22 protein-coding genes and 1 pseudogene are annotated in these 24169 nt (G+C 65.4%); 12 read left to right on the top strand and 11 right to left on the bottom strand.

Features of this window, described 5'->3' with window-relative positions:
- Window positions 1–13: 13 nt before the first annotated feature.
- Both ACEOAB_RS24360 and mdlC read right to left on the bottom strand, forming a co-directional pair.
- Entirely contained in the window at window positions 14–1465 is a 1452-nt protein-coding gene (locus ACEOAB_RS24360; RefSeq protein ID WP_495653153.1) for an aldehyde dehydrogenase, read from the bottom strand.
- Between the two features lie 48 nt (window positions 1466–1513).
- Entirely contained in the window at window positions 1514–3142 is a 1629-nt protein-coding gene (gene mdlC / locus ACEOAB_RS24355; RefSeq protein ID WP_413747676.1) for a benzoylformate decarboxylase, read from the bottom strand.
- 86 nt (window positions 3143–3228) lie between these two features.
- Between mdlC and ACEOAB_RS24350 the strand changes: the two genes are divergently transcribed.
- The 11 genes and pseudogenes from ACEOAB_RS24350 to ACEOAB_RS24300 all read left to right on the top strand — a co-directional run bounded on the left by ACEOAB_RS24350 (window position 3229) and on the right by ACEOAB_RS24300 (window position 12568).
- Window positions 3229–4134 (top strand): LysR family transcriptional regulator, encoded by a 906-nt coding sequence (locus tag ACEOAB_RS24350; RefSeq protein ID WP_413747677.1) that lies wholly within the window; start codon window positions 3229–3231, stop codon window positions 4132–4134.
- Window positions 4135–4214: 80 nt separating this feature from the next.
- The gene (locus ACEOAB_RS24345; protein ID WP_413747678.1) at window positions 4215–5129 is read left to right on the top strand and encodes a LysR family transcriptional regulator; all 915 of its coding nucleotides are present in this window, start codon (window positions 4215–4217) and stop codon (window positions 5127–5129) included.
- 153 nt (window positions 5130–5282) lie between these two features.
- Complete coding sequence (madL, locus tag ACEOAB_RS24340; RefSeq protein ID WP_413747679.1) at window positions 5283–5699, top strand: malonate transporter subunit MadL; 417 nt, start codon at window positions 5283–5285, stop codon at window positions 5697–5699.
- Between the two features lie 5 nt (window positions 5700–5704).
- A complete protein-coding gene (gene madM / locus ACEOAB_RS24335) occupies window positions 5705–6469 on the top strand; it encodes a malonate transporter subunit MadM (RefSeq protein ID WP_413747680.1) in 765 nt (254 codons plus the stop codon).
- Between the two features lie 9 nt (window positions 6470–6478).
- On the top strand, window positions 6479–8161 hold the full coding sequence (gene mdcA, locus ACEOAB_RS24330; protein ID WP_413747681.1) for a malonate decarboxylase subunit alpha: 1683 nt from the start codon (window positions 6479–6481) through the stop codon (window positions 8159–8161).
- Window positions 8162–8175: 14 nt separating this feature from the next.
- The gene (gene mdcC, locus ACEOAB_RS24325) at window positions 8176–8508 is read left to right on the top strand and encodes a malonate decarboxylase acyl carrier protein (RefSeq protein WP_413747682.1); all 333 of its coding nucleotides are present in this window, start codon (window positions 8176–8178) and stop codon (window positions 8506–8508) included.
- Window positions 8505–9383, top strand: coding sequence for a biotin-independent malonate decarboxylase subunit beta (locus ACEOAB_RS24320; RefSeq protein WP_413747683.1), 879 nt, complete (start codon window positions 8505–8507; stop codon window positions 9381–9383). The genes mdcC and ACEOAB_RS24320 overlap by 4 nt, the downstream gene beginning before the upstream one ends.
- A gap of 14 nt (window positions 9384–9397) precedes the next feature.
- Window positions 9398–10099 (top strand): biotin-independent malonate decarboxylase subunit gamma, encoded by a 702-nt coding sequence (gene mdcE / locus ACEOAB_RS24315; RefSeq protein WP_413747684.1) that lies wholly within the window; start codon window positions 9398–9400, stop codon window positions 10097–10099.
- Window positions 10100–10106: 7 nt separating this feature from the next.
- On the top strand, window positions 10107–10799 hold the full coding sequence (mdcG, locus tag ACEOAB_RS24310) for a malonate decarboxylase holo-[acyl-carrier-protein] synthase (protein ID WP_413747685.1): 693 nt from the start codon (window positions 10107–10109) through the stop codon (window positions 10797–10799).
- Window positions 10796–11660, top strand: a pseudogene (locus tag ACEOAB_RS24305) (triphosphoribosyl-dephospho-CoA synthase). The gene mdcG and the pseudogene ACEOAB_RS24305 overlap by 4 nt, the downstream one beginning before the upstream one ends.
- Window positions 11657–12568, top strand: coding sequence for an ACP S-malonyltransferase (locus ACEOAB_RS24300; protein WP_413747687.1), 912 nt, complete (start codon window positions 11657–11659; stop codon window positions 12566–12568). Before ACEOAB_RS24305 ends, ACEOAB_RS24300 begins: the two are co-directional and overlap by 4 nt.
- 61 nt (window positions 12569–12629) lie before the next feature.
- Here the strand turns inward: ACEOAB_RS24300 and ACEOAB_RS24295 are convergent, their stop codons facing one another.
- From ACEOAB_RS24295 to ACEOAB_RS24255, 9 genes are all read right to left on the bottom strand, one after another.
- Entirely contained in the window at window positions 12630–13406 is a 777-nt protein-coding gene (locus ACEOAB_RS24295; protein ID WP_413747688.1) for an enoyl-CoA hydratase/isomerase family protein, read from the bottom strand.
- A gap of 25 nt (window positions 13407–13431) precedes the next feature.
- Entirely contained in the window at window positions 13432–14424 is a 993-nt protein-coding gene (locus ACEOAB_RS24290) for a Bug family tripartite tricarboxylate transporter substrate binding protein (protein ID WP_413747689.1), read from the bottom strand.
- 61 nt (window positions 14425–14485) lie between these two features.
- Window positions 14486–16063 (bottom strand): AMP-binding protein, encoded by a 1578-nt coding sequence (locus ACEOAB_RS24285; protein WP_413747690.1) that lies wholly within the window; start codon window positions 16061–16063, stop codon window positions 14486–14488.
- Between the two features lie 201 nt (window positions 16064–16264).
- A complete protein-coding gene (locus tag ACEOAB_RS24280; protein WP_413747691.1) occupies window positions 16265–17050 on the bottom strand; it encodes an IclR family transcriptional regulator in 786 nt (261 codons plus the stop codon).
- A gap of 158 nt (window positions 17051–17208) precedes the next feature.
- Window positions 17209–18207, bottom strand: coding sequence for a transketolase family protein (locus ACEOAB_RS24275; RefSeq protein WP_413747692.1), 999 nt, complete (start codon window positions 18205–18207; stop codon window positions 17209–17211).
- Window positions 18207–19046 (bottom strand): transketolase, encoded by an 840-nt coding sequence (locus ACEOAB_RS24270; protein WP_413747693.1) that lies wholly within the window; start codon window positions 19044–19046, stop codon window positions 18207–18209. Before ACEOAB_RS24270 ends, ACEOAB_RS24275 begins: the two co-directional genes overlap by 1 nt.
- A gap of 143 nt (window positions 19047–19189) precedes the next feature.
- Window positions 19190–21079, bottom strand: coding sequence for a TRAP transporter large permease (locus tag ACEOAB_RS24265; RefSeq protein ID WP_413747694.1), 1890 nt, complete (start codon window positions 21077–21079; stop codon window positions 19190–19192).
- Window positions 21080–21202: 123 nt separating this feature from the next.
- Window positions 21203–22231 (bottom strand): TRAP transporter substrate-binding protein, encoded by a 1029-nt coding sequence (locus ACEOAB_RS24260; RefSeq protein ID WP_413747695.1) that lies wholly within the window; start codon window positions 22229–22231, stop codon window positions 21203–21205.
- A 40-nt stretch (window positions 22232–22271) separates the two neighbouring features.
- A complete protein-coding gene (locus tag ACEOAB_RS24255; RefSeq protein ID WP_413747696.1) occupies window positions 22272–23021 on the bottom strand; it encodes an SDR family NAD(P)-dependent oxidoreductase in 750 nt (249 codons plus the stop codon).
- A 184-nt stretch (window positions 23022–23205) separates the two neighbouring features.
- Between ACEOAB_RS24255 and ACEOAB_RS24250 the strand changes: the two genes are divergently transcribed.
- Window positions 23206–24090, top strand: a complete 885-nt coding sequence (locus ACEOAB_RS24250) for a LysR substrate-binding domain-containing protein (RefSeq protein WP_413747697.1) — start codon at window positions 23206–23208, stop codon at window positions 24088–24090.
- The last annotated feature ends 79 nt before the right edge of the window (window positions 24091–24169 follow it).

Genomic DNA, 24169 nt, shown 5'->3' with positions numbered 1-24169 from the left:
CTCCTGCTTTTCATCAGAACGGGTAATGGCGTTCAGTGGTCTGCACCGTGAGCCACCGCAATTCAGTGAACGCATCGATGCCGGCCTTTCCGCCGAAGCGGCCGTAGCCCGAGTCCTTCACGCCGCCGAAAGGCATTTGCGCCTCGTCGTGCACGGTCGGGCCGTTCACGTGGCAGATGCCGGAGTCGATGCGGTTGGCCACCGCCCAGGCGCGGGCGATGTCGCGCCCGAACACGGCCGCCGAAAGGCCGTACGGGTTGTCGTTGGCCACCCGCACCGCTTCGTCGACACCGTCGACGCGCACCACCGGCTTCACCGGGCCGAAACTCTCTTCGTAGTAGATGCGCATTTGCGGTGTCACGTGGTCGAGCAGAGTCGCCGGCATCAGCGTGTTCTCGGCCTTGCCGCCGCACACGAGCTTTGCCCCCTTGGCGAGCGCGTCGTCAATCAGCGCGTTGCAACGCTCGACGGTGCTTGCATCGACGACGGAGCCCAGCACCACGACGCCCTTGCGCGGATCGCCCAGCGGCAGCTTCGACGCCTTGGCGGCCAGCCTGTCGACGAAAGCGTCGGCGATGCGGTGGTCGACGACGATGCGCTCGGTGCTCATGCAGATTTGGCCGCTGTTGGCGAAGGCGCCGAAGGCCGCGCCGTTCACGGCGGCGTCGAGGTCGGCATCGTCCAGAACCACCATCGGTGCCTTGCCGCCCAGTTCGAGCACAGCGGGCTTCAGGTACTTCGCGCAGGTCTGTGCGATCAGCCTGCCGACGCGGGTCGAGCCGGTGAAGTTCACCCGGCGCAGCGCCGGGTGGGCCACGATCGCCTCGACCACTTCGGCCGCATCGGCCGGCGCGTTGGTCACGAAGTTGACGACGCCCGGTGGGAAGCCCGCATCTCTGAACGCCTCGACGATGAGCCCGTGGGTCGCCGGACTGAATTCCGAACCCTTGAACACCACGGTGTTGCCGCAAGCCAGCGGCGTGGCGATAGCGCGTACACCCAGGATCACGGGTGCGTTCCACGGTGCGATGCCCAGCACCACGCCGGCCGGACGCCGCACGCCCATGGCCAGGCTGCCGGGAACATCGGAGGGAATGACTTCGCCACCGATCTGGGTGGTGATGCCGGCGGCCTCCTGCAGCATGCCGGCCGCCAAGTGAACGTTGAAGCCGGCCCAGGGCGCAGCGGCACCTGTTTCCGCGGCCATCGCGGCGGTCAGCGCCTGCGCCTTGGCCTCGAGGGCGTGCGCCGCTTTCAAGAGCAGCGCGCGGCGTTCGCCGGGGCCGGTCTGCGACCAGGCGGGAAAGGCCGCAGCGGCAGCCTCGACGGCCGCCACCGCATCGGCGGCGGTGGCGGCCGGCGCCGTGGTCGCCACCGTGCCGTCGAGCGGGTTGCGGCGCTCGAAGGTGCCGCCGTGGCTGGCCTCGCGGGCCTCGCCGTTGATCAGCATGGATATCTTGCTCATGGCTTGTTGTCTCCTGTGGTCGTTATGGATGAGAAAAAGTCGGTGGATTCAGGCCACCTCGACCTCGACCAGCATGGGCCGGGTCGCGTGCAGCGCCTGCGAGAGCGCCGGGTGCAGCTGTTCGGCGCGCTCGACGCGCATGCCCTGCATGCCCTGGGCGGCTGCGAGTGCCACGAAATCCAGGTCGGGCAGTTCGGTGCCTGGCACCTGCTCGCCCGGGCGGTAGCCGAAGATCCTGGCGAACTCGTGCAGTGCTGCGTAGCGCCGGTTCTTCAGGATCACGATCGTCACCGGCAGGGCCATCTGCGCGGCGCTCCACAGGGCTTGGATCGCATACATCGCGGAGCCGTCGCCGATCAGAGCAATGACCTTCGCGCCCGGCTTGCCCATCGCCACGCCCACGGCTGCGGGAAGCCCGTAGCCCAGGCCACCGCTGCACATCGTGTAGAAGGTCTGCGACTCGAAGATCGGCAGGTGGCCGTGCATGACGGGCCGTGCGCTCGGTGCCTCCTCGACCACGATGCTGTCGCGCGCACGCAGGTCGTTCAGCGTCTGCAGCACCCAGGCGACGGGAAGCCGTTCGTCCGGAGCAGGCAGCACCACGCGCGGTGGCCTCGCATGGCGTGGCGGCATCTCCCGCCGCGGCGGCGTACTCAGCGCCAGCAGATCCAGCAATCCAAGGCGAATGCTGCTGACGATCGAGGTTCCTGTCGGAGCCCGCGCCGCGACCTGCGGGTCGTCAGTCAGCTGCACCAGTTCAGCGCCCTCCGGCATGTGGGGGCCGTGGCCTTCGACGTGGTAGGTGAAGGCCGGCGCGCCGACGGCGAACACCACGTCGTGCCCGGCAAGCCGCTCGACGATGCGCTCGCGCATGGGCGGCAGGAAGCCCGACCACAGCGGATGGTCCTCTGGAAAGCTGCAGCGACCCGACATCGGTGCGACATAGACGCGCGCGTTGTGGCGCTCGGCCAGTTGCACCGCCTCGTTCCAGGCGCCGTCGCGATCGACCGCGGCACCCACCACGAAGGCCGGCGCGCGGGCCCCGTCGAGGGCGCGGGCCATGCGTGCGAGCAGGTCGGGGTCGGCACGGACATGGCGGCTGACCTCTCGCGCGTCGACCGGCTGTGTCTGCACGCCCCAGTCGTCCGAGGGAATCGACACCAGTACAGGACCGCGCGGCGGCGTCATCGCGATGTAGTACGCGCGAGCGATGGCCAGCGGTACGTCTTCGGCCCGTGCTGGCTCGACGCTCCATTTCACATAAGGCCTCGGCAGTTCCGGCGCTTGCGTGGACCCGAGGAAGGGCTCGAAGGGAAGGATCGAGCGCGCCTGCTGGCCGGCGGTGATGACCAGGGGGGTCTGGTTGCGATGGGCCGTGAAGATGTTGCCCATCGCATGACCAACACCAGCCGCCGAATGGAGATTGACGAGCGCGGCGTTGTGCGTCGCCTGCGCGTAGCCGTCGGCCATGCCGACGACCACGCATTCCTGCAGCCCGAGCACGTAGCGGAAGTCGTCCGGGAAGTCCATGAACATCGGCAATTCCGTGGACCCCGGGTTGCCGAAAACGGTGGTCATGCCGAACGCGCGAAGCAGCCTGAAGACCGCCTCCCGCACCGTCATTGTTCCGTTCGCCGTTGCCGTTTCCATCGAGGCGAGCTCGACGCGTCGATTCATTGCTGCTCCTTTGTTGGTTGCAGGCAGTGTCACGACCAGAGTCATATTCATCAATAAGATGAACTGACTAAGTCAAAATGCATTGGATGAATAAAGATCCACTGGACCTGAATCTGCTTCGCCTGTTCGAAGCCGTGTATCGCCTGGGCAGCGTAAGCCTCGCGGCCGAGGCGCTGGGGCTGTCGCAGCCGGCGGCGAGCCAGGGGTTGACGCGCCTGCGCCTGACGCTCGGCGACGCCCTGTTCGTGCGTGCCCATGGCCGCATGCGCCCGACACTTCGAGCAGAGCGCCTGGCGGGCGTGGTACAGCCCTCCCTCACCGCCATCCAGGACGTGCTCAAGGAGGAGGACACCTTCGATCCCTCGCGCTCGAAGATGACGCTGCGCATGCACATGAACGACATCGGGGAAGCGAGGCTGCTGCCCGAGCTGATGGCCGCGCTGCACCCGGTGGCTCCCGGCATCCGGGTGCACACGGCACCGCTGCCGCACGCGGAAATCGCCGACGCGCTGGAGACCGGTGCGATCCACTTCGCGCTCGGCTTCCTTCCTTCCATCAGTGGTACGGAGCGCGTCGAACTGCTGCGTGATCGCTACGCGGTGGTGGTGCGCGCCGGGCACCCGATGGCTTCCGCCGCGAAGGGGAAAACGACGATCCAGGATCTGCGGCGGCTGGAGTACGTGGCCGTGCGCTCGCACTCGGAGACCCTGCGCATCCTCCAGCAACTGGGCCTCGACGGCCGCCTGGTGCTGACCTCGGCGCATTTCATGGCGCTGCCCGCCATCATTGCGCGCACGGACCTTGCCGTGGTGATGCCCCAGGCGATCGCGCGTCGCTTCCTCGATGCGAAGCGCTACGCGCTATTGCCCGCCGACCTGCCGCGCAGCACATTCACGGTATCGATGCACTGGAGCCGCAGGTTCGAGGCGGATCCCGCTCTGCAATGGATACGGAGGCTGTTCGTCGGGTTGTTCGAGGACAAGGAGCGTTGACGAGGGGTAAGCCCGCAGATGCGCCTGTAGGCGAGGGCTGCGCAGCTGCCGTACGATTCACGCGCACCTGCAAGCCGATCATGAACCTCCACGTCGACGAAGAGATCACATTCCGCAAGCTCGAAATCCTGCTGGCCTTCATGGAGACTGGTAACTTGGCACGAGCCGCCGAGCGACTGGACACCAGTACCGTGAGCGTGCACCGCGGCCTGCACTCGCTCGAAGCGGGCGTGCGATGTGCGCTGTTCCGGCACGAAGGACGTAGCCTGCATCCCACCGAGGCTGCACATGCGCTGGCAGAGGTGGCGCGCGAGGTGCTGCGCACAATGGCGCAGGGCATCCGCTCCACGCGCGAGGTGGCCGGGTACTCGGCAGACCGCATCCGCATCGGCTCGCTCTATTCATTGACCAGTCGTGTGGTGCCGACACTTGTGATGGCCATGAAGTTGCGCAAGCCCGAGCTGCAGACCGAACTCTTGCTTGGCTCCAATGCCGACTTGCTGCAGAGTCTTCGCGACGGAGCAATCGATGCCTCGTTGATGGCGATTCCCGAGGAAGCCTCCGACATTGAGTCACAAGCGCTTTTCGAGGACGACATCCTGTTTGCGGCACCCGTAGGCTCACGCTATGCGGAATTGAAGGAAGTGGACCTGAGTGCCTGTGCCGACGAGCGCTTTGTGACGCTCAAGGAAGGCTTCATCACCTACACCGGATTTCTCGATGCTTTCCGCGTGGCCGGCTTCACGCCGAACGTGGTAATGAAAACCGGCGACATCTTCTCGCTGATGAATCTGGTGAGCGGTGGCATGGGCTACACGCTGCTGCCGGGACGGGTGCGCGGGATCATGCCGCAGAGGGTGCAATTGATCCCGTTGCAGGCGCGATTTCTCATGCGACAGACCATCGCACTCAACTTCCTGCGCACGCGCGAACGCGATCCCAATCTGCTCGCCTTGCTGGCCGTGTGCCGCACGGCCGGTCCGGACCTAGCCTGACTTCTTGCTGACAAAGATCAGCCTTCAATCGTTTCGCCGAGCGTAATCATCATGCCCGGTCATTAATTGATCGGGCGTGAGCACGCCGATACCGTACGTCTCCAGGGAAGAAACCCCGCCATCGCGGGAGTACAACCCCAGGAGACAAAACCAATGATCATCTTCGGAACCGCGCTGCTGGCTGTCTGCCACCTGCTCGGAATCTTCATCGGCGACTTGTTGGGGCAGGCGCTCGGCGTCAAGACCAACGTCGGGGGTGTCGGCATCGCGATGCTTTTGCTGATCTTTGCGCGCCTCTACATGCAGAAACACGACAAGCTCCCCAAGCTGACTGAGCTCGGCGTGGAGTATTGGGGAGCGATGTACATCCCGGTCGTCGTGGCCATGGCCGCGCAGCAGGACATGGTGGCTGCTCTGCGTGGCGGCCCTGTGGCCCTGCTGTCGGCACTGGCAGCTGTGGCGGTCTGCGCCATCGTGATCGCAGCGATCAACCGAACCGAACGTCGATCCGAGGCTCCCGCTTCGCAGCCCACGCTGCACGACAACCCCTTGCTCACCGACGCGGAGTAAAGATCATGTTCGAGATCCTAGAAAAGGCTGCGGAACACAACGGGCTCGTCACCGCTTTCGCGGTGGTCGGTCTGATCGTCCTGATCTCTGGCCAGATCTCCAAGCACCTGACCTTTGGCCGCGTGCACGGTTCAGCCATCGCCATCGTCATCGGTCTGGCCTTGGCCTATTGGGGAGGTCTTCGCACCGGCGGCCACAAGGGTCTGGCGGACCTCTCCCTCTTCGGTGGCATCGGCCTGATGGGAGGTGCCATGCTGCGCGATTTCGCCATCGTGGCCACGGCCTTCGAGGTGCAGGCCACCGAGGCACGCAAGGCCGGGCTGATCGGCGCAGTCTCGCTGATGCTGGGCACCATCCTTCCATTCATCGTGGGAGCCAGCATCGCGTACGCATTCGGCTATTCGGACCCGGTGAGCATGACGACCATCGGCGCGGGTGCGATCACCTATATCGTCGGTCCGGTCACGGGCGCCGCCATCGGCGCGACGCCGGACGTGATGGCGTTGAGCATCGCCACCGGCTTGGTCAAGGCGATCATCGTCATGGTCGGCACACCGATGGCGGCGCGCTTCCTTGCCCTGAAGACACCGCGCTCGGCGATGGTTTTCGGAGGGCTGGCGGGCACCGTCAGCGGCGTGTCTGCGGGACTTGCCGCCACCGACCGCAAGTTGGTGCCCTATGGCGCGCTGATCGCGACCTTTCACACCGGACTCGGCTGCCTGATGGGACCGTCCGTGCTGTTCTTCACCACCAAAGCCCTGATGGGCTGATACACACCCATGGACCGTTTCAACTGGAATTCGAAGACGCAGGATCGCGCCGCCCGGCTGGCGCGTGCGGCTGAGGCGCTGGGATCACAGCTCGCCGGCAAACGTGTCGACACCGACGCCGTTGGCACGCTGCTCGAGGCGGTGCTCTCACCTGGCGATCGCGTCTGCCTCGAAGGCAACAACCAGAAGCAGGCGGACTTTCTTGCGCAGGCGCTGGTGAAGGTCGACCCTCGACGTGTGCATGGTCTGCATATGGTGCAGTCGGTGCTGGCGCTGCCGGAGCACCTGGACATCTTCGAGAACGGCATTGCCGCGCGGCTCGATCTCAGCTTCTCAGGTCCGCAGGGAGCGCGCCTGGCCAAGTTGGTGTCCGGCGGGCGCATCGAGATCGGTGCCATTCACACCTACCTCGAGTTGTTCTCACGCTACTTCGTGGACCTGACCCCCAAGGTCGCACTGGTTGCGGCGCACGCTGCCGACGCTCAGGGCAATCTCTACACCGGCCCCAACACCGAGGACACCCCCGCGATCGTCGAGGCCACGGCATTCTCGGGTGGCATCGTGATTGCGCAGGTGAACGAATGGGTCGACGGCAAGACTGCGACACTGCCGCGCGTCGACATTCCCGCCGACTGGGTCCACTTCGTGGTGAAGGCCCCGAAGCCCAACTTCATCGAGCCGCTGTTCACCCGCGACCCGGCGCAGATCAGCGAAGTCCAGATATTGATGGCCATGATGGCGATCAAGGGCATCTACGCCGAGTACGGCGTGCAGCGCTTGAACCATGGCATCGGCTTCGACACCGCGGCCATCGAGTTGCTGCTCCCTACCTACGGCGAATCGCTGGGTCTGAAGGGAAAGATCGGCAGGCACTGGGCGCTGAATCCCCATCCTGCGCTGATCCCCGCCATCGAGGCGGGCTGGGTCGAATCGGTGCATTCCTTCGGCTCCGAGCTGGGCATGGAGGAATACATCCGGGCGCGCTCCGACGTGTTCTTCACCGGCCCCGATGGCAGCCTGCGCAGCAACCGCGCCTTCTGCCAGGCAGCCGGTCACTATGCATGCGACATGTTCATCGGCTCGACCCTGCAAATCGACCTCGACGGCAACAGCTCCACGGCGACGCTGGACCGCATCGCCGGCTTCGGCGGTGCGCCCAACATGGGCGCGGATGCGCGTGGACGGCGGCACGCGAGTCCTGCCTGGCTCAAGGCTGGGCGTGAAGCGCGCGCTGGACGCGGCGGCGCCTCCGGCACGCCGCGCGGACAGAAGCTGGTCGTTCAGATGGTCGAGACCTTTCGCGAGCACATGCAGCCGGCATTCGTCGAGCGACTCGATGCCTGGACGCTGCAGGAGCGAGCCGGCATGGCGCTGCCGCCGATCATGATCTATGGCGAGGATGTCTCGCACATCCTGACCGAAGAGGGCATCGCCAATTTGTTGCTGTGCCGCAGCGACGCCGAGCGCGAGCAGGCGATTCGCGGCGTGGCGGGCTATACCGCCGTGGGCTTGGCGCGCGACCGGCGCATGGTGGAGAACCTGCGCGACCGCGGCGTGATTCGCCGGCCGCAGGATCTCGGCGTCGATCCCCGCCAGGCCACTCGCAACCTGCTGGCTGCGCGCAGCATGCGCGACCTGGTGCGGGCCTCGGGCGGCCTGTATCAGCCGCCCAAGCGTTTCAGAAACTGGTAGCCGGAGATTCGACGATGAGCGACGTTCCCGCAGGGCTTGAAACCCTGGATTTTTCTTTTTCCGGTGGCCGGCCGGCCGGCACCTTTGCCCCGGTGCTGGTCGGTGTGGTCGGCTCCGGCAATCTCGAGGTGATGCTCGAGCCGGTCCCCGGCCATGTTTGCGAGGTGCGCGTGGAGACATCGGCGCGCGGCTTCGGTGCAATCTGGCAGGCCGTGATGAACGATTTTCACGGTCGCCATCCGCTGACTGGTGTGCGTGTCTCAATCAACGACATGGGGGCCACGCCCGCGGTGGTGAGCCTGCGCCTCGACCAGGCTGTAGCCGAGATCACTGGAGGTCGGCCATGATCAGCTATGCCGAGTGCTCGGCGCGCGAGCGGCTGGCGCAACTGCTCGATGCGGGCAGCTTCAGGGAGTGGCTGCCACCGGCCGAGCGAGTCACCAGCCCGCACCTGGCACAGCTTGGCGTGCCCTGCGCCTTTGATGACGGCGTGGTCGTCGGCAGCGCCACGCTGGACGGCCGACGCGTGTTCGTCGCGGCGCAGGAGGGGGCCTTCATGGGCGGCGGAGTAGGGGAGGTGCATGGCGCCAAGCTGGTGGGACTCATGCGGCGCGCGCAGCGCGACCGCCCGACGGCCGTGCTGTTGCTGGCCGAATCCGGGGGCGTGCGACTGCACGAGGCCAATGCGGGGCTGATCGCGGTGTCGGAAGTGATGCGTGCGCTGCTCGATGTGCGCAGCGCCGGCATTCCCGTGATCGTCTTGATCGGTGGTGCCAACGGCTGCTTCGGCGGCATGGGCATCGTCGCACGTTGCGCTGACCACATCGTGATGAGCGATGTGGGCAGGCTGGCGATGTCGGGCCCCGAGGTGATCGAGGCCTCGCACGGCGTGGAGGAGTTCGATTCGCGCGACCGCGCTCTGGTCTGGCGCACCACCGGCGGCAAGCACCGTTGGCTGACGGGCGATTGCGACGCGCTTGTCGAGGATGACGTTGCGGCATTCCGTGAGGCAGCGATCGCTGCACTGGGCAAGGCACAGCCGGTGACTCTGGAGGCGCTGGAGAAGGAGCATGACCTGCTCACCCGGCGCCTGCGCGCGCTGCCCGCCGCAGATACCGTCGGTGACGATGCCACGCTGCTGTGGCGTGCGCTCGGCATCGTCGACGCGCAGCAGATCCCGGACCTCCCGGTGGAAGCCGTACGGGCCTTGCGCGCCCGCTGACACAGGAGCATCGCATGCAATGGAATTCCCTCCTCACCCAACTCTTCGGTCCCTATCACGGCATGCGCGCGGCCGGCGATTTCCTGCAGGGCGAGGTGATGTTCGACGGCGAGCCGATCACGGTCATCGGCACCACCAATCACGCGCCGATCGGGGTCGAGCTCGCGCTCGCGCAGGCACGCGTGGTGCTAGACACAATCACTCAGCATGTCGGCCGGCCGATCCTGCTGCTGATCGACACCCAAGGCCAGCAGCTGCGCAGGCGCGACGAGTTGCTCGGCATCAACCGTGCGATGGCGCATCTGGGCGCCGCCATCGATCTCGCGCGGCGCCGTGGCCACCGCGTGATCGGGCTGGTCTACGACCAGGCCCTGTCCGGGGGCTTCATCACGTCGGGCCTGATCGCCGATGCCTGTTACGCCTTGCCGGAGGCGGAGATCCGTGTGATGCGCATTCCTGCGATGGCGCGCGTCACCAAGCTGCCGGAGGAGAAGCTGCAGTTGCTGTCGCAATCCAATCCGGTGTTCGCTCCGGGCGTGCAGAACTACGTGGCCATGGGCGGGGTACGTTCCGTATGGCAGGACGACCTGAAGGGCGCGCTGCGCGATGCACTGGCGCATACGCCGAACGAAGATCTGCGCGCGCGGGATGGCGCTGAACGCGGTGGACGCCGGCTTGCCGCCGCTGTCGTGCAGCGGGTGCTGGACGCGACCTGAAGGCGGCATGGCCATCATGTTCCCCCTGCGCCGCCACCAACTCGCCCGGCTCTCCGCGCCGGGCTGGGCTCCCATCCTGCGCCGGTCCTGGGACAGTCAGGCGCTCGACTGCCTGGCGCATTGGGCGACGCATCAGCTGCCGCTGGTGGTAACGCGCCAAAGCATCGACGCCACCACCGACGGATCGATCGCTCTGGGCCTACCCGCGCCAGCGCTCTGGGGCCGCCGTCGGCTGGCACTGCAGGTGCCGCGCACGGCTGTGCTTCTTTTCGACGAGTTCCCGCACCTGGCCGAGGTGCGCAGGCTGTTACCGCAGCCGGCACGCCGCGCGGTGCGCGATCTGCTCGGTGCGCTCGACGCCTGCGGGGCAAAAGCGCGCGTCTTCGGCAGCTACGGATGGCAGGCCATCAGTGGCCTCGACCATGCGCGGCCGGAGTCCGACCTCGACCTGTCCGTCGCTGTGGAAGGTGTAGCGCACGCGGATGCGGTTGCGCGCGTGCTCCAGTCTTTCAGCAGCGCACGGCCTCGGTTGGACGGCGAGCTCCTGTTCGGGGATGGCGCAGCAGTCGCATGGCGCGAATGGGCGCAGTGGCGAGCCGGGCGAACGCAGGCGGTGATGGTCAAGCGCCTGGATAGCGTGAGCCTGCAGCGCGACATCACTTGGTGCGAGCGTGCGGCCTTGGAGGAACTGGCCGCATGAGAGCCTCTGCGCTCCACGTGCCAGCGCAGCCGCGGCTCACACCCGCGGCGATCGGACGCGCCGCCACACTTGCGTTGCATGACGAACTGTCGCTCGCACCCAAACCGGGCCTGGTGACATTGATCGACCGCGGCAGCCACAACGACATGGATGCGCACACATTCATGCGCAGCTTGTTCGCTCTGCGTCACTACTTCGTGCAGATCGCCGAGGCAGGCTCGGGCGGCGCAGCGTTCACCGTGCTGGAGCGCTGCGGCATCGCCGCGGAGGCGCGCATGTTCGCTGCTACTGGCGGCATCAATACGCATCGCGGCGCAATCTTCATGCTGGGCTTGCTGTGCGCCGCTGCCGGTGCCGCGCAACGTGAACACGGCGATGTCTTGCGCCCAAAGCAGCTGCGCGACGCACTGCGCCTGCATTGGGGCGACGCGTTGGCCGAGCGCAGCCGTCGCCCTCCCAGTCTCGCCCGGCGGCGTCGCCGCGAGACGCCATGGTCTTCGCAGCGCCTCCGAAGAGGCGGCGCTGGCCTTTCCGGTGCTGTTCGATACGGCGCTGCCCGCGCTCGCGACGGCATTGGCGCGTGGCCTGACGCCCCGACTTGCCCGGCTCGACACGCTATTCCACGTCATGGCGGTGCTGGAAGACAGCAACCTCGCGCATCGCGGTGGCCTCCCCGGATTGCGCTACGCGCAGCGCGTGGCACAAGATTTCCTGGCGCGGGGCGGCGCCGCGCAGCGTGGCGGCCTCGAAGCAGCGCAAGCCATCGCCGGCGAATTCGTGGCGCGGCGGCTGTCGCCCGGCGGCGCGGCGGACACGCTCGCCGCCGCCTGCTGGATCGTGCGCGTGTGCGGAGTCTCATGAGCTTCGCGCTGCTGTTTTCCGGGCAAGGCAACCAGCATCAGGCGATGCTGCCGTGGATCGACGAAGACGATGACATCGTGCGCGACATGCGCTCTCGCCTTGGGGTCGACGACTGGCGCGACGCATTGGCGCAGCCGGGCTGGGCCGAGCGCAACGCCAACGCGCAGACACTGCTGACGGGCCTTGCCCTGACGGCCTGGAAAGAACTCGCGCCCCTCGTGACGCCACCGACGGCCGTCGCGGGCTACAGCGTCGGGGAATTGGCGGCCTTCAGCGCGGCCGGGGTCATCAGCCCCGAATCGGCCATGGCGCTTGCGCAACGGCGCGCCGAGGCCATGGATGAATGCGCGATGCGCACCCCGGGCGGGCTGTTGGCCGTCAGCGGCCTTCCCAGCCTGGGAATCAAAGGCTTGTGCACGGAAACGGGCCTCGCGCTTGCGATTCACAACGGCGAAGACAGCGTGATCCTCGGTGGCCCTGTGGCCGCATTGGCACGCGCCGAACAAATGGCCCTGCGCCAAGGTGCTCAGTGCACGCGCTTGCGCGTCAACGTGGCGTCTCACACGCCGTGGATGCGTGACGCGGCAGACAGCTTCGCGCGCACGCTCGCGGATGTTCCGTTCCGCGCGCCGCAGGTTGCACTATTCAGCAATGCGGCAGACCGCGTGCGCGATGCGGCGTCTGCCCGGATCGCACTGGCCATGCAGATTGCCATGACCGTCCGCTGGGACGAATGCATGGAGAACGTCATGGCGCGACAGGTTCGCTGCGTGCTGGAGATCGGCCCCGGCCAGGCGCTGGCGCGCATGTGGAACAAGCGCTACCCCACGGTCCCGGCCCGCGCCTGCGACGATTTCCGGAGTACTGGCGCGATCGCGGTGTGGCTGCGCAGCCACGCCGCTGAGTGACACGCTTCGTCTGCAAGCCGGTGGCCGAGGCAGAAGGCCCCCCGAGGGCATCTCCGAGACCTCAGGCCTGCTTGCGCGAGGTGAATTTCCTCGCTCCCTCGGAGTAAGCCCCCGACGCGAAATTGGCTGCATGCCCACGCCGGGCCGTGGCGCATGCCTTGGCGAACAGCTCGTCGCCCATCTCCTTCCACCATGCCTTCGTGATCGCCACCGAGGTCGGCGACCAGCCGGCGATCAGCGTGCAGACCTCGGCCACCCGCTCGTCCAAGCGCTCGTCCTCCACCACTTCATGCACCAGCCCGAGCTCGAGCGCCGGACCGGCCGGAACGATCTCGGCCAGCAGCACCAGCCGCTTCATGGCCGCCTCGCCGAGGATCGGCCACAGCAGCGCGCTGCCGACGATGGCCGCCGAGCCGACCTTGAACTCGGTCATACCGAAGCGCGCCTGCGTCGAGGCGATGCGCAAGTCCGACATCAGCGCGATCTGCAGTCCCGCGCCAGCCGCGACGCCGTTGATGCGCGCGACCACGGGCTTGCGCAATGCGCGGAACACCTCGTACAGCTCCAGGTAGCTGTCGATCCGTGCGGCCGAGCCCGACGCGTCCATCGCGGCACTCTCGTACTGGTCCTGCCCTGCGCAGAAAGCCTTGCCGCGGCCGGTGATGACGATGGCGCGCACGGTGTCGTGCGCATCGGCCTCGAGCAGCGCCGCACGGAAGAGTTCGCGCTGCTCGCGGTCGAACGCATTCATCGCCTGCGGACGATCGAGGGTGATACGCGCCACCGTGCCGGAGATGTCGAGGGTCACGCAGCGTGGCGGGGAAGGTGTGTCGTTCATGGAAGGTTCCTGCATTCGTTCCTGCTTAGCGCGCCGCGGCCCTGATCGGCTCCACCACGCGCTCCCACTTGGTCGATTCGTTCTGGAGGAGCTCGCGCGCCTGTGCCGGCGTGCTGTGCACCACCTGCACGCCGAGCTGGGCGAAGCGGCGCTGGGTCGCCTCGTCATTCAGCGCCTCGTTCAGGGCCGTATTCAGCGCAGCGACGACCGGCTCGGGCGTTCCCTTGGGCGCGAGCACGGCATACACCGAGGAGGCAACGAACTGCGGCAGGCCCTGCTCCGCGAAGGTCGGCACGTCGGGCATCACACGCAGGCGCTGCGCGGCAGCAACGCCCACTGCGGCCACGCGGCCGGTGGCGAGGTTGGTGAGTGCCGTGGGCGAGGTGGTCACGATGAGCTGGATCTGCCCGGCGAACAGATCGGCGATCGCGGGCGCCGAGCCCCTGTAGGGCACGTGCAGCAGGTCGATGCCAGCCTGCTGCCTGAACCACTCGGTGACGATGTGCTCGGTCGAGCCGTTGCCGGACGAGCCATAGGCCAGCTTGCCGGGGTTCTTCCGGGCCGCCGCGCCCAGGTCCGCGTACGACGCGATCCCGCTTTGCTTCGACGCGAGCATCACCAGTGGCAGCTCGCCGACGGTGGCGACCGGCTTGAAGTCCTTGGCGATTTCGTAGCCGGCGGCCTCGGCGCCCATCATCTTTTCGGACATGACGTAGGAGGTGGTGGGCGCCATGAGCAGCGTGTACCCGTCGGGCGCAGCCCTCTTCACCGATTGCGCCGCGATGGCGCCTGACGCGCCCGCCTTGTTGTCCACGACCACCGGCGTCTTGATCCTCAGCGACAGGCCTTGGGCGATCGTGCGGCCCACCACGTCCACGCCGCCGCCCGCGGGAAAGCCGACGACGAGGGTGATCGGTTTGTCGGGGAATGGCGTGGAGGCTTGGGCGCACATGCCAAACAACAGCATCGCGCACGCCGCGCCCGCTCGCCACCATGAACTGGGTTCTGTTCGGTTCATGTTGTCTTTCCTTCCAAATGAATGAATGAGAAGCGAGGGAAAAGCAGGTGACTCGCGTGCGTCAGCGCCTGACCGGTCGGAAGTCGGTGGCGTCGAGGTCCCACACGCCAGCCACGTGGCGCGAGAGTTCCTTCTTCTGGATCCTCTGCGTGGGCGTCTTCGGGAATGCGTCGATGAACTCGACGTAGCGCGGGATCTGGAAGTAAGGCAGGCGCTGGCTCGACCACTGGATCAGCGCCATGGGGTCGATCCGCACGCTGTCGCGCGCGCGCACGAAGAGCTTCAACTCGTCCTCGCCGAGCTCGCTGGGCACGCCTACGAGCGCCACCTCGGCGATGGCCTCGTGTTCCGCGAAGACATGCTCCACATCCCACGCGGAGATGTTGACGCCCCTGCGGCGCAGCATGTCCTTCTTGCGCCCGGCATAGAACAGATTGCCCTGGGCGTCGGCATGCGCGAGGTCGCCGGTCATGAAGAAATCGCCGCGGCGCGCGCTGGCATCGGCCTGGGGGTTCCTGAAGTAGCCGAGAAAGCCCAGGCACGCGTTCCTGGGGCGTATCGCGATCTCGCCCTTGACGCCTTCCGGCACCAGCCGGCCTTCGTCGTCGAGCAGGACGATCTCGTAGCAGGACAGCGGCTTGCCGATGGAGCCCGGCGTACCGTCGACGTTCGCGGTCACGAAGGTGATGAGCTCGGACAGCCCGTAGCCCTCTCGCATCGCAACGCCGAAGCGCTCGACGAAAGCCTGCCAGACGTGCGCAGGGCAGCCGCCGCCCCAGGCGATGCGCACGCCGTGCTGCCGGTCGTCCGTGCGCGCCGGTTGCTTCAGCAGCATCGGCAGCACGCTGCCCAGGTAGTGGATGTGCGTGGCCCTGTGCCGCCGCGCGTCGTCCCAGAACCTCGATGCGCTGAAGCGCTCCAGCATCGCCAGCTGGAAGCCGCCGATCAGCGCCGCAATGGCCACGGCCACGCCCGAGCCATGGTGCAGCGCCTCCCAGAACAGGAAGATGTCGCCCGGGCCGGCTTCGGTCAGCCGCAGCACCGCAGTCGGGCCCGCACGCAGATGGCGGTCGGTCTTCAGCACGCCCTTGGAGGCGCCGGTGGTGCCCGAGCTGGGGCTCAGCGCAATGACGTCGTCGGCGTGCACCACAGGCGGCGCATCGTCTTCGGCGCAAGAGGCGAAGCTGTCGAATTCGCCATCCGTTCCGTTGCGCCAGATGAGTGGCGGCAGGCGCGCCCCGATGCCATCGAGCGCGGGTCTGTAGGCGATGTCGGCCACGAGCGCCTTCGGTTCGAGTTCGGTAAGCAGATGCTCCAGCTGTGCGCCAATCAGGTGCACGTTGATCGGCACTCTCACCATGCCCAGCCGTGCCAGCGCGAAGATCAGGTAGAGATGCTCCGGATGGCTGGGCAGCATGACCGCGACGCGGTCGCCGCGCGCCAGCCCCTGCGCCTTGAGCATGGTCGCGACCTGGTTGACCTTGCGGTCGAGCAGGCCAAGGCTGATGCGCTCGCCCTGGAAGGTGCAATAGGTTCCGTCCGGATCGAGACGCGCACGACGGGCCAGCAGAGTGCCGATCGTCTCGTCACCGACCTCGTCCATCGCGACCTGCGCCAGAAGTTTGTTTTGCAGAGACATCCCGTTCCCGATGAAAGCGCCCCAACATGGAAATTGCTATTCAATTATTGAAATTGATTTGCAATTTAATTTGACGCAAGGATGTGGCTTTGTCACGCCTTTGTCAATAAGGCGTGGATACGTAGATACGCTCATTCGCCCGGCAAGCAGACGAGCGCAGGCAGCCGCGGCAAGACGCGGCGCAAGCAAAGGGCAGGGGGCTCAGATCGACGCTTCGCGCGCCGCTTGCTCGAGCTTGGGCAGGATCAGCTGGCGCGCCTTCTTGAGATCAAAGCGCGCATGCACGGTCGAGACATTGATGGCCGCCACGATGCGGCCGGAGTCGGTGACCGGAACGGAGACGGACACGCCATCCTCCGCGAAGTTCTTTTCGGTGAACGAGTAGCCGTCTTCAGCCGTCTTGCGGAAGATGGCGAGCACCTCGGCACGGCTGCGCGTACCGAAGCGTGCGCGCACGGCGGGTGCCAGCGCGTCGAGCATGGCCGAGAGCTGCGTCTCGGGCGCATGCGACAGTAGCACCTGGCCGGACGACGACGTGAGTGCCGGAAAGCGGCTGCCGACCGGCAGGTTGACGGCCGTGATATGGCTTCCCGGAATGTTCTGCAGCACCACCACGTCTTCACCGTCGAGCTCGACCCAGGACACCGTCTCCAGTGTTTCTGCGGCCAGCGCCTGCAGCAGCGGATAGGCCAGATCCCTTTGCGATCGATGGCGATGGATGCCGCGCACCAGGCCGATCAGCTTCAGCGCGGGAAAGTACTTCTTCGACTCCGCATCCTTGTTCAGGTAGCCGAGCTGGTGCAGCGTGTAGACATAGCGCTGCGCCGCGCTGCGCCCCATCTGCGTCCGGTCGGCGATGTCGCCAATCGACAGCGGCATGGGGTGCTCGTTAAACAGCTCGAGCACGCGCATGCCCTTTTCCATCGAGCCGACAAACAGGCGCGGATCAGGCTCGGACAGATCAGGGGAGGGGAGAGGGCTATCCACGGGAGTTCCATAGCCGACAGCTGGCGAATATCAAGTGCACGGCGCTGCATATGTCGGCGCAGAGCGTTTCGTACAAAAGCTCGTCGAAAGTGTAGCGCAGCCATGGAGCGATGATCTCCGACGCCCGTGGCCCGTGGCCCGTGGCCCGCGCCCAGGGTTCAGATCCAGCCCTTGATCTGTCGGCTCATCGCCTGTGTCGAGATGCCGTAGCGATCGTGCAAGGTCGGCAGCGCCCCTGCGTCAAGGAAGGCATCCGGAAGGCCAATCTGGCGGAATGTCGTCGCAACGCCCGAGCGCATCAGGAGGCCCGCCACCGCCTCTCCCAGGCCGCCGATCACCGAGTGGTTCTCCGCCACCACGACCAGGCGCCCCAGTCGGCGGACTTCTGCGAGGATGGTCGCCTCGTCGAGCGGTTTGATCGTCGGGACGTGCAGCACGGCAACGTCCACGCCATCACTCTGCAGTTGCTGGGCGACTTCCAACGAGCGCATCGTCATGAAGCCGCTCGAGATCACCAGGACGCTCTTTCCATCGCGAATCAGCTTGGCCTTGCCGAGCTCGAACTTGTAGTCGTACTCGTCCAGAACCAGCGGGACGTTGCCACGCGGCAATCGCATGTAGACGGGGCCTGCATGGTCGGCCATCTGGGGCACAGCCTGTTCGACGTCGAGCGCGTCGCAAGGGTCGATGATCGTCATGCCCGGGATGCTCCGCATCAGTGCCAGATCCTCGGTGGCTTGGTGGCTCGGCCCATATCCGGTGGTCAGACCGGGCAGCGCGCAGCAGATCTTGACGTTGAGGTTCTCCTCGGCGATCACCTGGTGCACGAAGTCGTAGGCCCGCCGGGTCCCGAAGACGGCATAGGTCGTCGCGAAGGGAATGAAGCCCTCCTTGGCCATGCCTCCGGCGGCCGCCATCAGCAACTGCTCGGCCATGCCCATCTGGAAGAAGCGCTCCGGATATTCCTTCGCGAAGAGGTGCAGGTCGGTGTACTTGGCGAGGTCGGCCGTCATTCCGACGATCTCCGGCCGGTTTCGGCCCAGTTCGACCAGGGCCTTGCCGAACGGCGCCGCGGTGACACGCTGGCCCTCGCTGGCGATCGAGGCGATCATCGCGGAGGTGGTAAGCCTCGGCTTCTTTTCGGTAACGGCATTCATCAGAGGGCTCCTTCGGTTTGCGTGCTGTCGACATGGGCGATGGCTTGCTGCCATTCCGGCGGATCGACGCGGATGAAGTGATTCTTTTCGCGCGTCTCCAGGAACGGGACGCCCTTGCCCATGAGGGTGTCGAAGAGGATGACGCGGGGCTTGTCTTCCTCCAGCGCGCGCGCGGTATCGAAGGCCGCGACGACGGCCGGCAGGTCATTGCCGTCGACGCGCTGGACGTGCCAGCCGAACGCGGTCCATTTGTCGGCGAGCGGCTCGAAGCCCATGATCTTTCCGGACGGGCCGTCGGCCTGCTGGTTGTTGATGTCGACCAGGCAGATCAGGTTCGACAGGCGATGGTGGGCGGCGCCCATCGCGGCCTCCCAGGTCGACCCTTCGTCCAACTCGCCGTCGGACATCGAGTTGTAGACGAACGCGTGGCTGTTCTTCAGCCGCAGTCCCAGCGCCATGCCGACCGCGATCGAAAGCCCTTGCCCGAGCGATCCCCCGGACATCTCCATGCCTGGCGTGTAGGTGGCCATTCCGGACATCGGCAGGCGGCTGTCGTCGCTCCCGTAGGTCTCGAGCTCCTCCTCGGGAATGATGCCGGCTTCGATCAGCGCCGCGTAGAAGGCAATGGCGTAGTGGCCGTGGGACAGCAGGAAGCGATCGCGGCCCTCCCACTGAGGATCTGCGGGCTCGTAGGTCATTGCATGCTTGTAAGCCACCGCGAGGACGTCGGCCCAGCCGAGCGCCTGACCAATGTAGCCCTGTCCTTGAACCTCGCCCATACGCAGTGCGTAGCGGCGAATGCGATAAGCGCTTTGTTGAAGTGTCGATATGTCAGTCATGGGAATCTCCTGCGAGAGTGGGTAGCGAAGAGGATGGCGCGTGCGATCGATAGAGGCGCGACGGCAATTCCGCACGGCGAGTCGAGGGACGGAATTGCCAGAGATCGGTGTTCTGGGTGGCCATCAGTGCACCTGCATGCACGTCAGAGGAACCCGATTGATATCCACGGAATAGCGGCCACGAGCACCGTACCGAGGAACAGGGCGACCATGTAGCCAACGATCGGCCTCATGCCTTCATTCGGATGGATCCGGCTGATCGCGCAGGCCGCGTAGTACCCGACCCCGAAAGGCGGTGCGAAGAGGCCGATGCCCATGGCGAGGGTTACGACCATGGCGTAGTGCACCTCGTGGATGCCAACCTGCCGCGCGATGGGAAACAGCAGGGGACCCAGCAGAACGATGGCGGGAATGCCTTCGAGTACGGAGCCGAGAATGACGAAGGCAACAACCGACACCGCCATGAAGGTGATTGCGCCGCCCGGCAGCGCCTTCATCGCATCGGCCAAGGCGGTCGAGAATCCCGACTGCGTCAGCGCCCAGGCCATCCCGGTGGCCGCACCAATAATGAAAAGGATGGAGCCGGAAAGCGATGCAGTACTGACCAGCATCGGATAGATCCGCTTCCAGTCGAACTGCCGGTAGACCAGAAGCCCGGCAACCACCGCATAGAGAATGCCGATGGTGGACACCTCGGTCGCGGTAGCGACGCCTTCGACCACAGCCGCGCGGATCACCACGGGAAGCGCCAGCGCAGGGATTGCGATCACGAACGACTTGCCAATCTCGCGACCACTAGCCTTGCGAACGCCCGACAGGTCTTCGCCTCGATAGCGCCACCACACGAGGGCGGCCAAGGTGGCTCCGACCACGACGCCGGGCAGCAGGCCGCCGGTGAACAGGGCGGCAATGGAAACGCCCGTGGCAGAGCCGATCGTGATCAACACCAGTGACGGCGGGATCGTCTCGGTCTGTGCGCCTGTAGCGGAAAGCAGCGCAACCAGGTCGCCCGGCTTGGCGCCACGCTTGCGCATCTCTGGAAACAGGGCAGGCGCTACGGCCGCCATGTCAGCTGCCTTTGACCCCGAGATGCCCGAGACAAGATACATCGCGCCGATCAACACATACGAGAGTCCGCCACGAACATGTCCGAGCAGACTGGCCAGGAACGTGACCATGGCGCGCGCGATGCCGGTCATCTCGATGAGCAAGCCCAGCAGTACGAACAGCGGGACCGCGAGCAGGATCAGATGGCTCATGCCTTCATCCATCCGGCCGATGACGACGACCGTCGGCGTGGTGGTCGTCAACGCGATGTAGCCGAAGGTCGCCAAGCCGAACGAAAACGCGATCGGTAGGCCCAGCAGCACCATGGCGCCGACGCCCAGCACGAAGAAGAGGAAGAGATTCCAGTTCCCAAGCGACGTGAACAGCGGCCCCACCAGCGCCAAAGCGCTGATGACAGCGCCGACCAGACCCAGCGCCAGGAGAGCATCCTTCAAACGGCCGAGACGGAAGATCTGCATTACGCCGACCAGCAACATCAGTCCGAGGCCAACGGGCAGTGCGGAAGCCCGCCACGAGTTCTGGATGCCCATCGCGGGCGTTGTGACGAAGACCTCGTCTTGTGCGAACTCGTAGGCCGGGTGGAGGACAAAAGCGAGAAATGCCACTGCCGCGGCAATCGCGACGAGGTCTAGGAAGGCTCGATTGCGTGCATCGAGCTTGCCGACGATCGCTGTCATGCGCATGTGCTCGCCGCGCTGGAGCGCAACGATCGATCCCAGCATGGCCAGCCAGAGGAACAGGATCGACGCCAGTTCGTCAGACCACACGAGAGGCGCGTGAAGGATGTACCGGCTCGTCACCCCCATCAGCAGCACAACCACCTCGGCGAGCACCAGCAGTGCGGCGGGGACTTCTACCAGCGTGGCCAAAGCCTTGTTCAAGGTCTCGAGCCAAGCGATTGGCGCACGCCGCTCTGACGGATCCATGGTCCCGGCAGCGCCAGGCTCGTCACTGGAAATGTTCATGGGTTTCTTTCATACGACAGGTAGCCGCCGGCCTCCGGAATGGAGCGGCTCACCAGTCACATACTTCATTGAACGGTTCGTCTCGCCCCGGAGACCAGCGGACGAGCGAGTTGCCGCGGCCAGTCAGCCGAGCTTGCCGGCGACCTTCTCCAGGAGATCCCAGGGTGCTGCGCCGTACTTGGTCTTCCACTCGCCGTAGAAGCCCGTGCTCGCCAGCTTCTTGCGGAAGTCTTCCTGCTGCACGTCGACGAAAGTGATGCCCTTGGCCTTGAGATCGGCGATCAGGCTGGTGCTGAGCTTGGCGACGTCTGCTCGTTGATCGGTCGCGGACTTGTCAAGTTCACGCGTGATGACTTGCTGCACGTCCGCCGGCAGCTTCTGGAATGCGCGCTTGTTTCCGAGGACCCAGTAGCCATCCCAAACATGCCCGGTCAGGCTGCAGGTCTTCTGGACTTCATAGAGCCGCGCGGTTGCGATGATCGCGAGCGGATTCTCCTGGCCTTCCACCACCTTCGTTTGCAGGGCGGTGTAGACCTCGTTGAAATTGATCGGCGACGGTGCGGCATCCAGCGCCTTGAACAAGGAGGTAAGGGGAGGTGCGGCAGGCACCCGAACCTTGAAGCCCTTCAAATCGGCCGCGGATTTGACCTCACGTCCGGACGATGTAACGTGCCGGAAGCCGTTGTCCCAGATTTTCGAGACCGTGAAGATGGGTGTCTTCGCTATTTCGGCGCGAATGTGGTTGCCCAGGTCGCCGTCCATCGCCTTCCAGACGTCGTCGTAGTTCTTGAAGGCAAAGCCGACGCTCGTGATGCCCGAGACAGGCACGAAGGTCGAAAGGATCAGCGACGACAGGTTGAAGAACTCGACGGAGCCGTTTCGCACTTGTGTCAATAGGTCCGTGTCGCTGCCGAGCTGGTTGGCCGGGAAGAGCTTGATGTTGACGCGGCCCGACGTTGCTTCACGGATGCGGTCATGCGCCTCCTTGGCGCGCAAATTGACCGGGTGGGTCGGGTCTTGCCCGGTGGCGTACTTGAGCTCGAACTCGGCGGCATCCGCTCGATGCGTGACGATCGAGAACAACGGCAACGCCGCCCCTGCGGCCAGCACTTGGCGGCGGTTGAGTCTGGGGGTGAATTTGGGGCCGGTCATGTTTGTCTCCTGGTTATGAAAATAAAAGAGCAACGCCGATTCAATGAATCAACATGCCGCCATTGACGTCGAGCGTGATGCCCGTGCAGTACAACGACAGGTCGCTGACGAGGAACACGCAGGCCCCGCCGATGTCTTCGGCGCGGCCCAGTCGGGCGAGTGGAATCGTCTCGGCGATCTCGGCCTTTTTCTCTTCGGTGAGCTTGCCCTTGATGATGTCGGTACCGATCAGGCCGGGCGTGATGCTGTTGATGCGGATGCCCTCGGGGCCGAACTCCCGCGCCATGGCGCGTGCCAGCCCAAGGACGCCGGCTTTCGCTGCCGAGTAGTGCGGCCCCCCCAGGATGCCGCCGCCGCGTTGTGCGGAAACCGATGAGATGCACACGATCGATCCACTGCCCTGCTTCTGCATGGCAGGCAAGACCGCCTGCGACATGTAGAGCGTGCCGCGAAGACTGACATCGAGGATGCGGTCGTAGTCCTCGCCGCTGATCTGAAGCGTCTTGACTGGCTGGGTGATGCCCGCGTTGTTGATCAGTGCGTCGAGGCGCCCGAATGCCTTCAGCACGGACGCTGCGGCGGCCTCGCACGAGGCCTTATCGGTCACGTCGGCAACGATCCCGAGATGGTTGGCGCCCAGCTGGGCTACTGCTGCCATAGGGTCGGCTCGTTCTAGATCAAGCAACGCGATCCGGGCTCCGTGGGCTGCCATCAGGCGCGCCGTGGCGAACCCCAGACCGTTAAGGCCGGCGCCGCCGGTGATAACGACAACTTTGTCCTTGAGTAGCATCGATGTATCTCCAAAAGGGGTGCGAATGTGTGACGGCCGCGGCAGCCCCTTCTTGCCTTTAACCGTTGCAGCCGAAAGCGGATTTGCTGCTTCGGGTCGATGGTCGTTAGTTGTGGTCATGACGACAAGCGATATGTTTTCAGCCTAAGATGACAGATCTTCATTTGATGACCGGGTTGACCCTATGCCGACGCTGCCGTCCGTCACCAACCTTCAGGCCTTCGAGGCCGTTGCTCGCAGGAAGAGCTTTGCCTTTGCGGCATCGGAGTTGCATCTCACGGCCTCCGCCATCAGCCACCAGATTTCGCGACTAGAGGCCGATCTCGGCGTGAGACTGTTCGAGCGCAGCGCCCATGGCGTACGACTCAGCGCTGCTGGTGATCTGTACCTGTCGAAAGTAGGCGGCGCGCTTTCGGCCATTGCCTCGGCGACGGAGGACTTGCGCCAGGGTGTAAGCAACAGCTTGTACGTGCACTCGGCGCCGAGCATCGCCAGCCTTTGGCTGATGTCGCGGCTGCGCGGCTTCGCCCAGGCTCACCCGGATATCTCGCTCAACCTCTCGGCGGCGCACACGCCCAGCGATTTCGCACTCGGCCAGTCTGACATCGACATTCGCTACGGGATACCGAATTGGCCTGATCTGGTGGTGGAACCGCTGTTCGAAGAGCTGATCGTGCCGCTCGCCAGTCCTGCGTTCATCCGGCAGCATGGCTTGAAGCGCGTCGAGCAGTTGTCCAACGTCAAGTTGATTCAGAGCAATGTCAGCGTGGTGCAATGGTCCGATTGGTTTGGAAAGTTCAGCGAGAAGAGAGCGCCAGATTGGTTCGCAGTGCGATTCGATAGGGCCCAGATGTCGCTGGATGCCGCCACGCAAGGGCTCGGTGTTGCGCTTGAAAGTACGACGATTGCTGCGAAGCACATTGCCGAACGCAAACTGAAGCCTGTGTTCGGCCTAGACCAGGCCGTCAAGGTCAAGGCGCACTTCGCCGTGTACCCGCCACGGCACGCCAAGCGTTCATCCGTCGAAGCCTTCCTGGAATGGATCCACGGCGAAGCGGCCCGAGGTTGAACTCACTTCGATGCGGACCTTCGGCATCGAAAACTGAGCCTCCCTGAAGGCCGGCTTGTGTCCAATACAGAAGGAGGAG

Source organism: Variovorax sp. Varisp53 (assembly GCF_059491555.1).
The sequence above is the reverse complement of the archived record's forward strand: the minus strand, read 5'-3'. Positions and strand labels throughout refer to the sequence as shown.

Coding starts and splice junctions, on each gene's coding strand:
- ACEOAB_RS24270 (WP_413747693.1), bottom strand. CDS start 19,046: ATGACTGACATATCGACACTTCAACAAAGCGCTTATCGCATTCGCCGC.
- ACEOAB_RS24360 (WP_495653153.1), bottom strand. CDS start 1,465: ATGAGCAAGATATCCATGCTGATCAACGGCGAGGCCCGCGAGGCCAGC.
- ACEOAB_RS24285 (WP_413747690.1), bottom strand. CDS start 16,063: ATGTCTCTGCAAAACAAACTTCTGGCGCAGGTCGCGATGGACGAGGTC.
- ACEOAB_RS24290 (WP_413747689.1), bottom strand. CDS start 14,424: ATGAACCGAACAGAACCCAGTTCATGGTGGCGAGCGGGCGCGGCGTGC.
- ACEOAB_RS24250 (WP_413747697.1), top strand. CDS start 23,206: ATGCCGACGCTGCCGTCCGTCACCAACCTTCAGGCCTTCGAGGCCGTT.
- madL (WP_413747679.1), top strand. CDS start 5,283: ATGATCATCTTCGGAACCGCGCTGCTGGCTGTCTGCCACCTGCTCGGA.
- mdcC (WP_413747682.1), top strand. CDS start 8,176: ATGAGCGACGTTCCCGCAGGGCTTGAAACCCTGGATTTTTCTTTTTCC.
- mdcA (WP_413747681.1), top strand. CDS start 6,479: ATGGACCGTTTCAACTGGAATTCGAAGACGCAGGATCGCGCCGCCCGG.
- ACEOAB_RS24295 (WP_413747688.1), bottom strand. CDS start 13,406: ATGAACGACACACCTTCCCCGCCACGCTGCGTGACCCTCGACATCTCC.
- ACEOAB_RS24300 (WP_413747687.1), top strand. CDS start 11,657: ATGAGCTTCGCGCTGCTGTTTTCCGGGCAAGGCAACCAGCATCAGGCG.
- ACEOAB_RS24260 (WP_413747695.1), bottom strand. CDS start 22,231: ATGACCGGCCCCAAATTCACCCCCAGACTCAACCGCCGCCAAGTGCTG.
- ACEOAB_RS24255 (WP_413747696.1), bottom strand. CDS start 23,021: ATGCTACTCAAGGACAAAGTTGTCGTTATCACCGGCGGCGCCGGCCTT.
- ACEOAB_RS24350 (WP_413747677.1), top strand. CDS start 3,229: ATGAATAAAGATCCACTGGACCTGAATCTGCTTCGCCTGTTCGAAGCC.
- ACEOAB_RS24345 (WP_413747678.1), top strand. CDS start 4,215: ATGAACCTCCACGTCGACGAAGAGATCACATTCCGCAAGCTCGAAATC.
- mdlC (WP_413747676.1), bottom strand. CDS start 3,142: ATGAATCGACGCGTCGAGCTCGCCTCGATGGAAACGGCAACGGCGAAC.
- ACEOAB_RS24275 (WP_413747692.1), bottom strand. CDS start 18,207: ATGAATGCCGTTACCGAAAAGAAGCCGAGGCTTACCACCTCCGCGATG.
- ACEOAB_RS24320 (WP_413747683.1), top strand. CDS start 8,505: ATGATCAGCTATGCCGAGTGCTCGGCGCGCGAGCGGCTGGCGCAACTG.
- mdcE (WP_413747684.1), top strand. CDS start 9,398: ATGCAATGGAATTCCCTCCTCACCCAACTCTTCGGTCCCTATCACGGC.
- mdcG (WP_413747685.1), top strand. CDS start 10,107: ATGGCCATCATGTTCCCCCTGCGCCGCCACCAACTCGCCCGGCTCTCC.
- ACEOAB_RS24265 (WP_413747694.1), bottom strand. CDS start 21,079: ATGAACATTTCCAGTGACGAGCCTGGCGCTGCCGGGACCATGGATCCG.
- madM (WP_413747680.1), top strand. CDS start 5,705: ATGTTCGAGATCCTAGAAAAGGCTGCGGAACACAACGGGCTCGTCACC.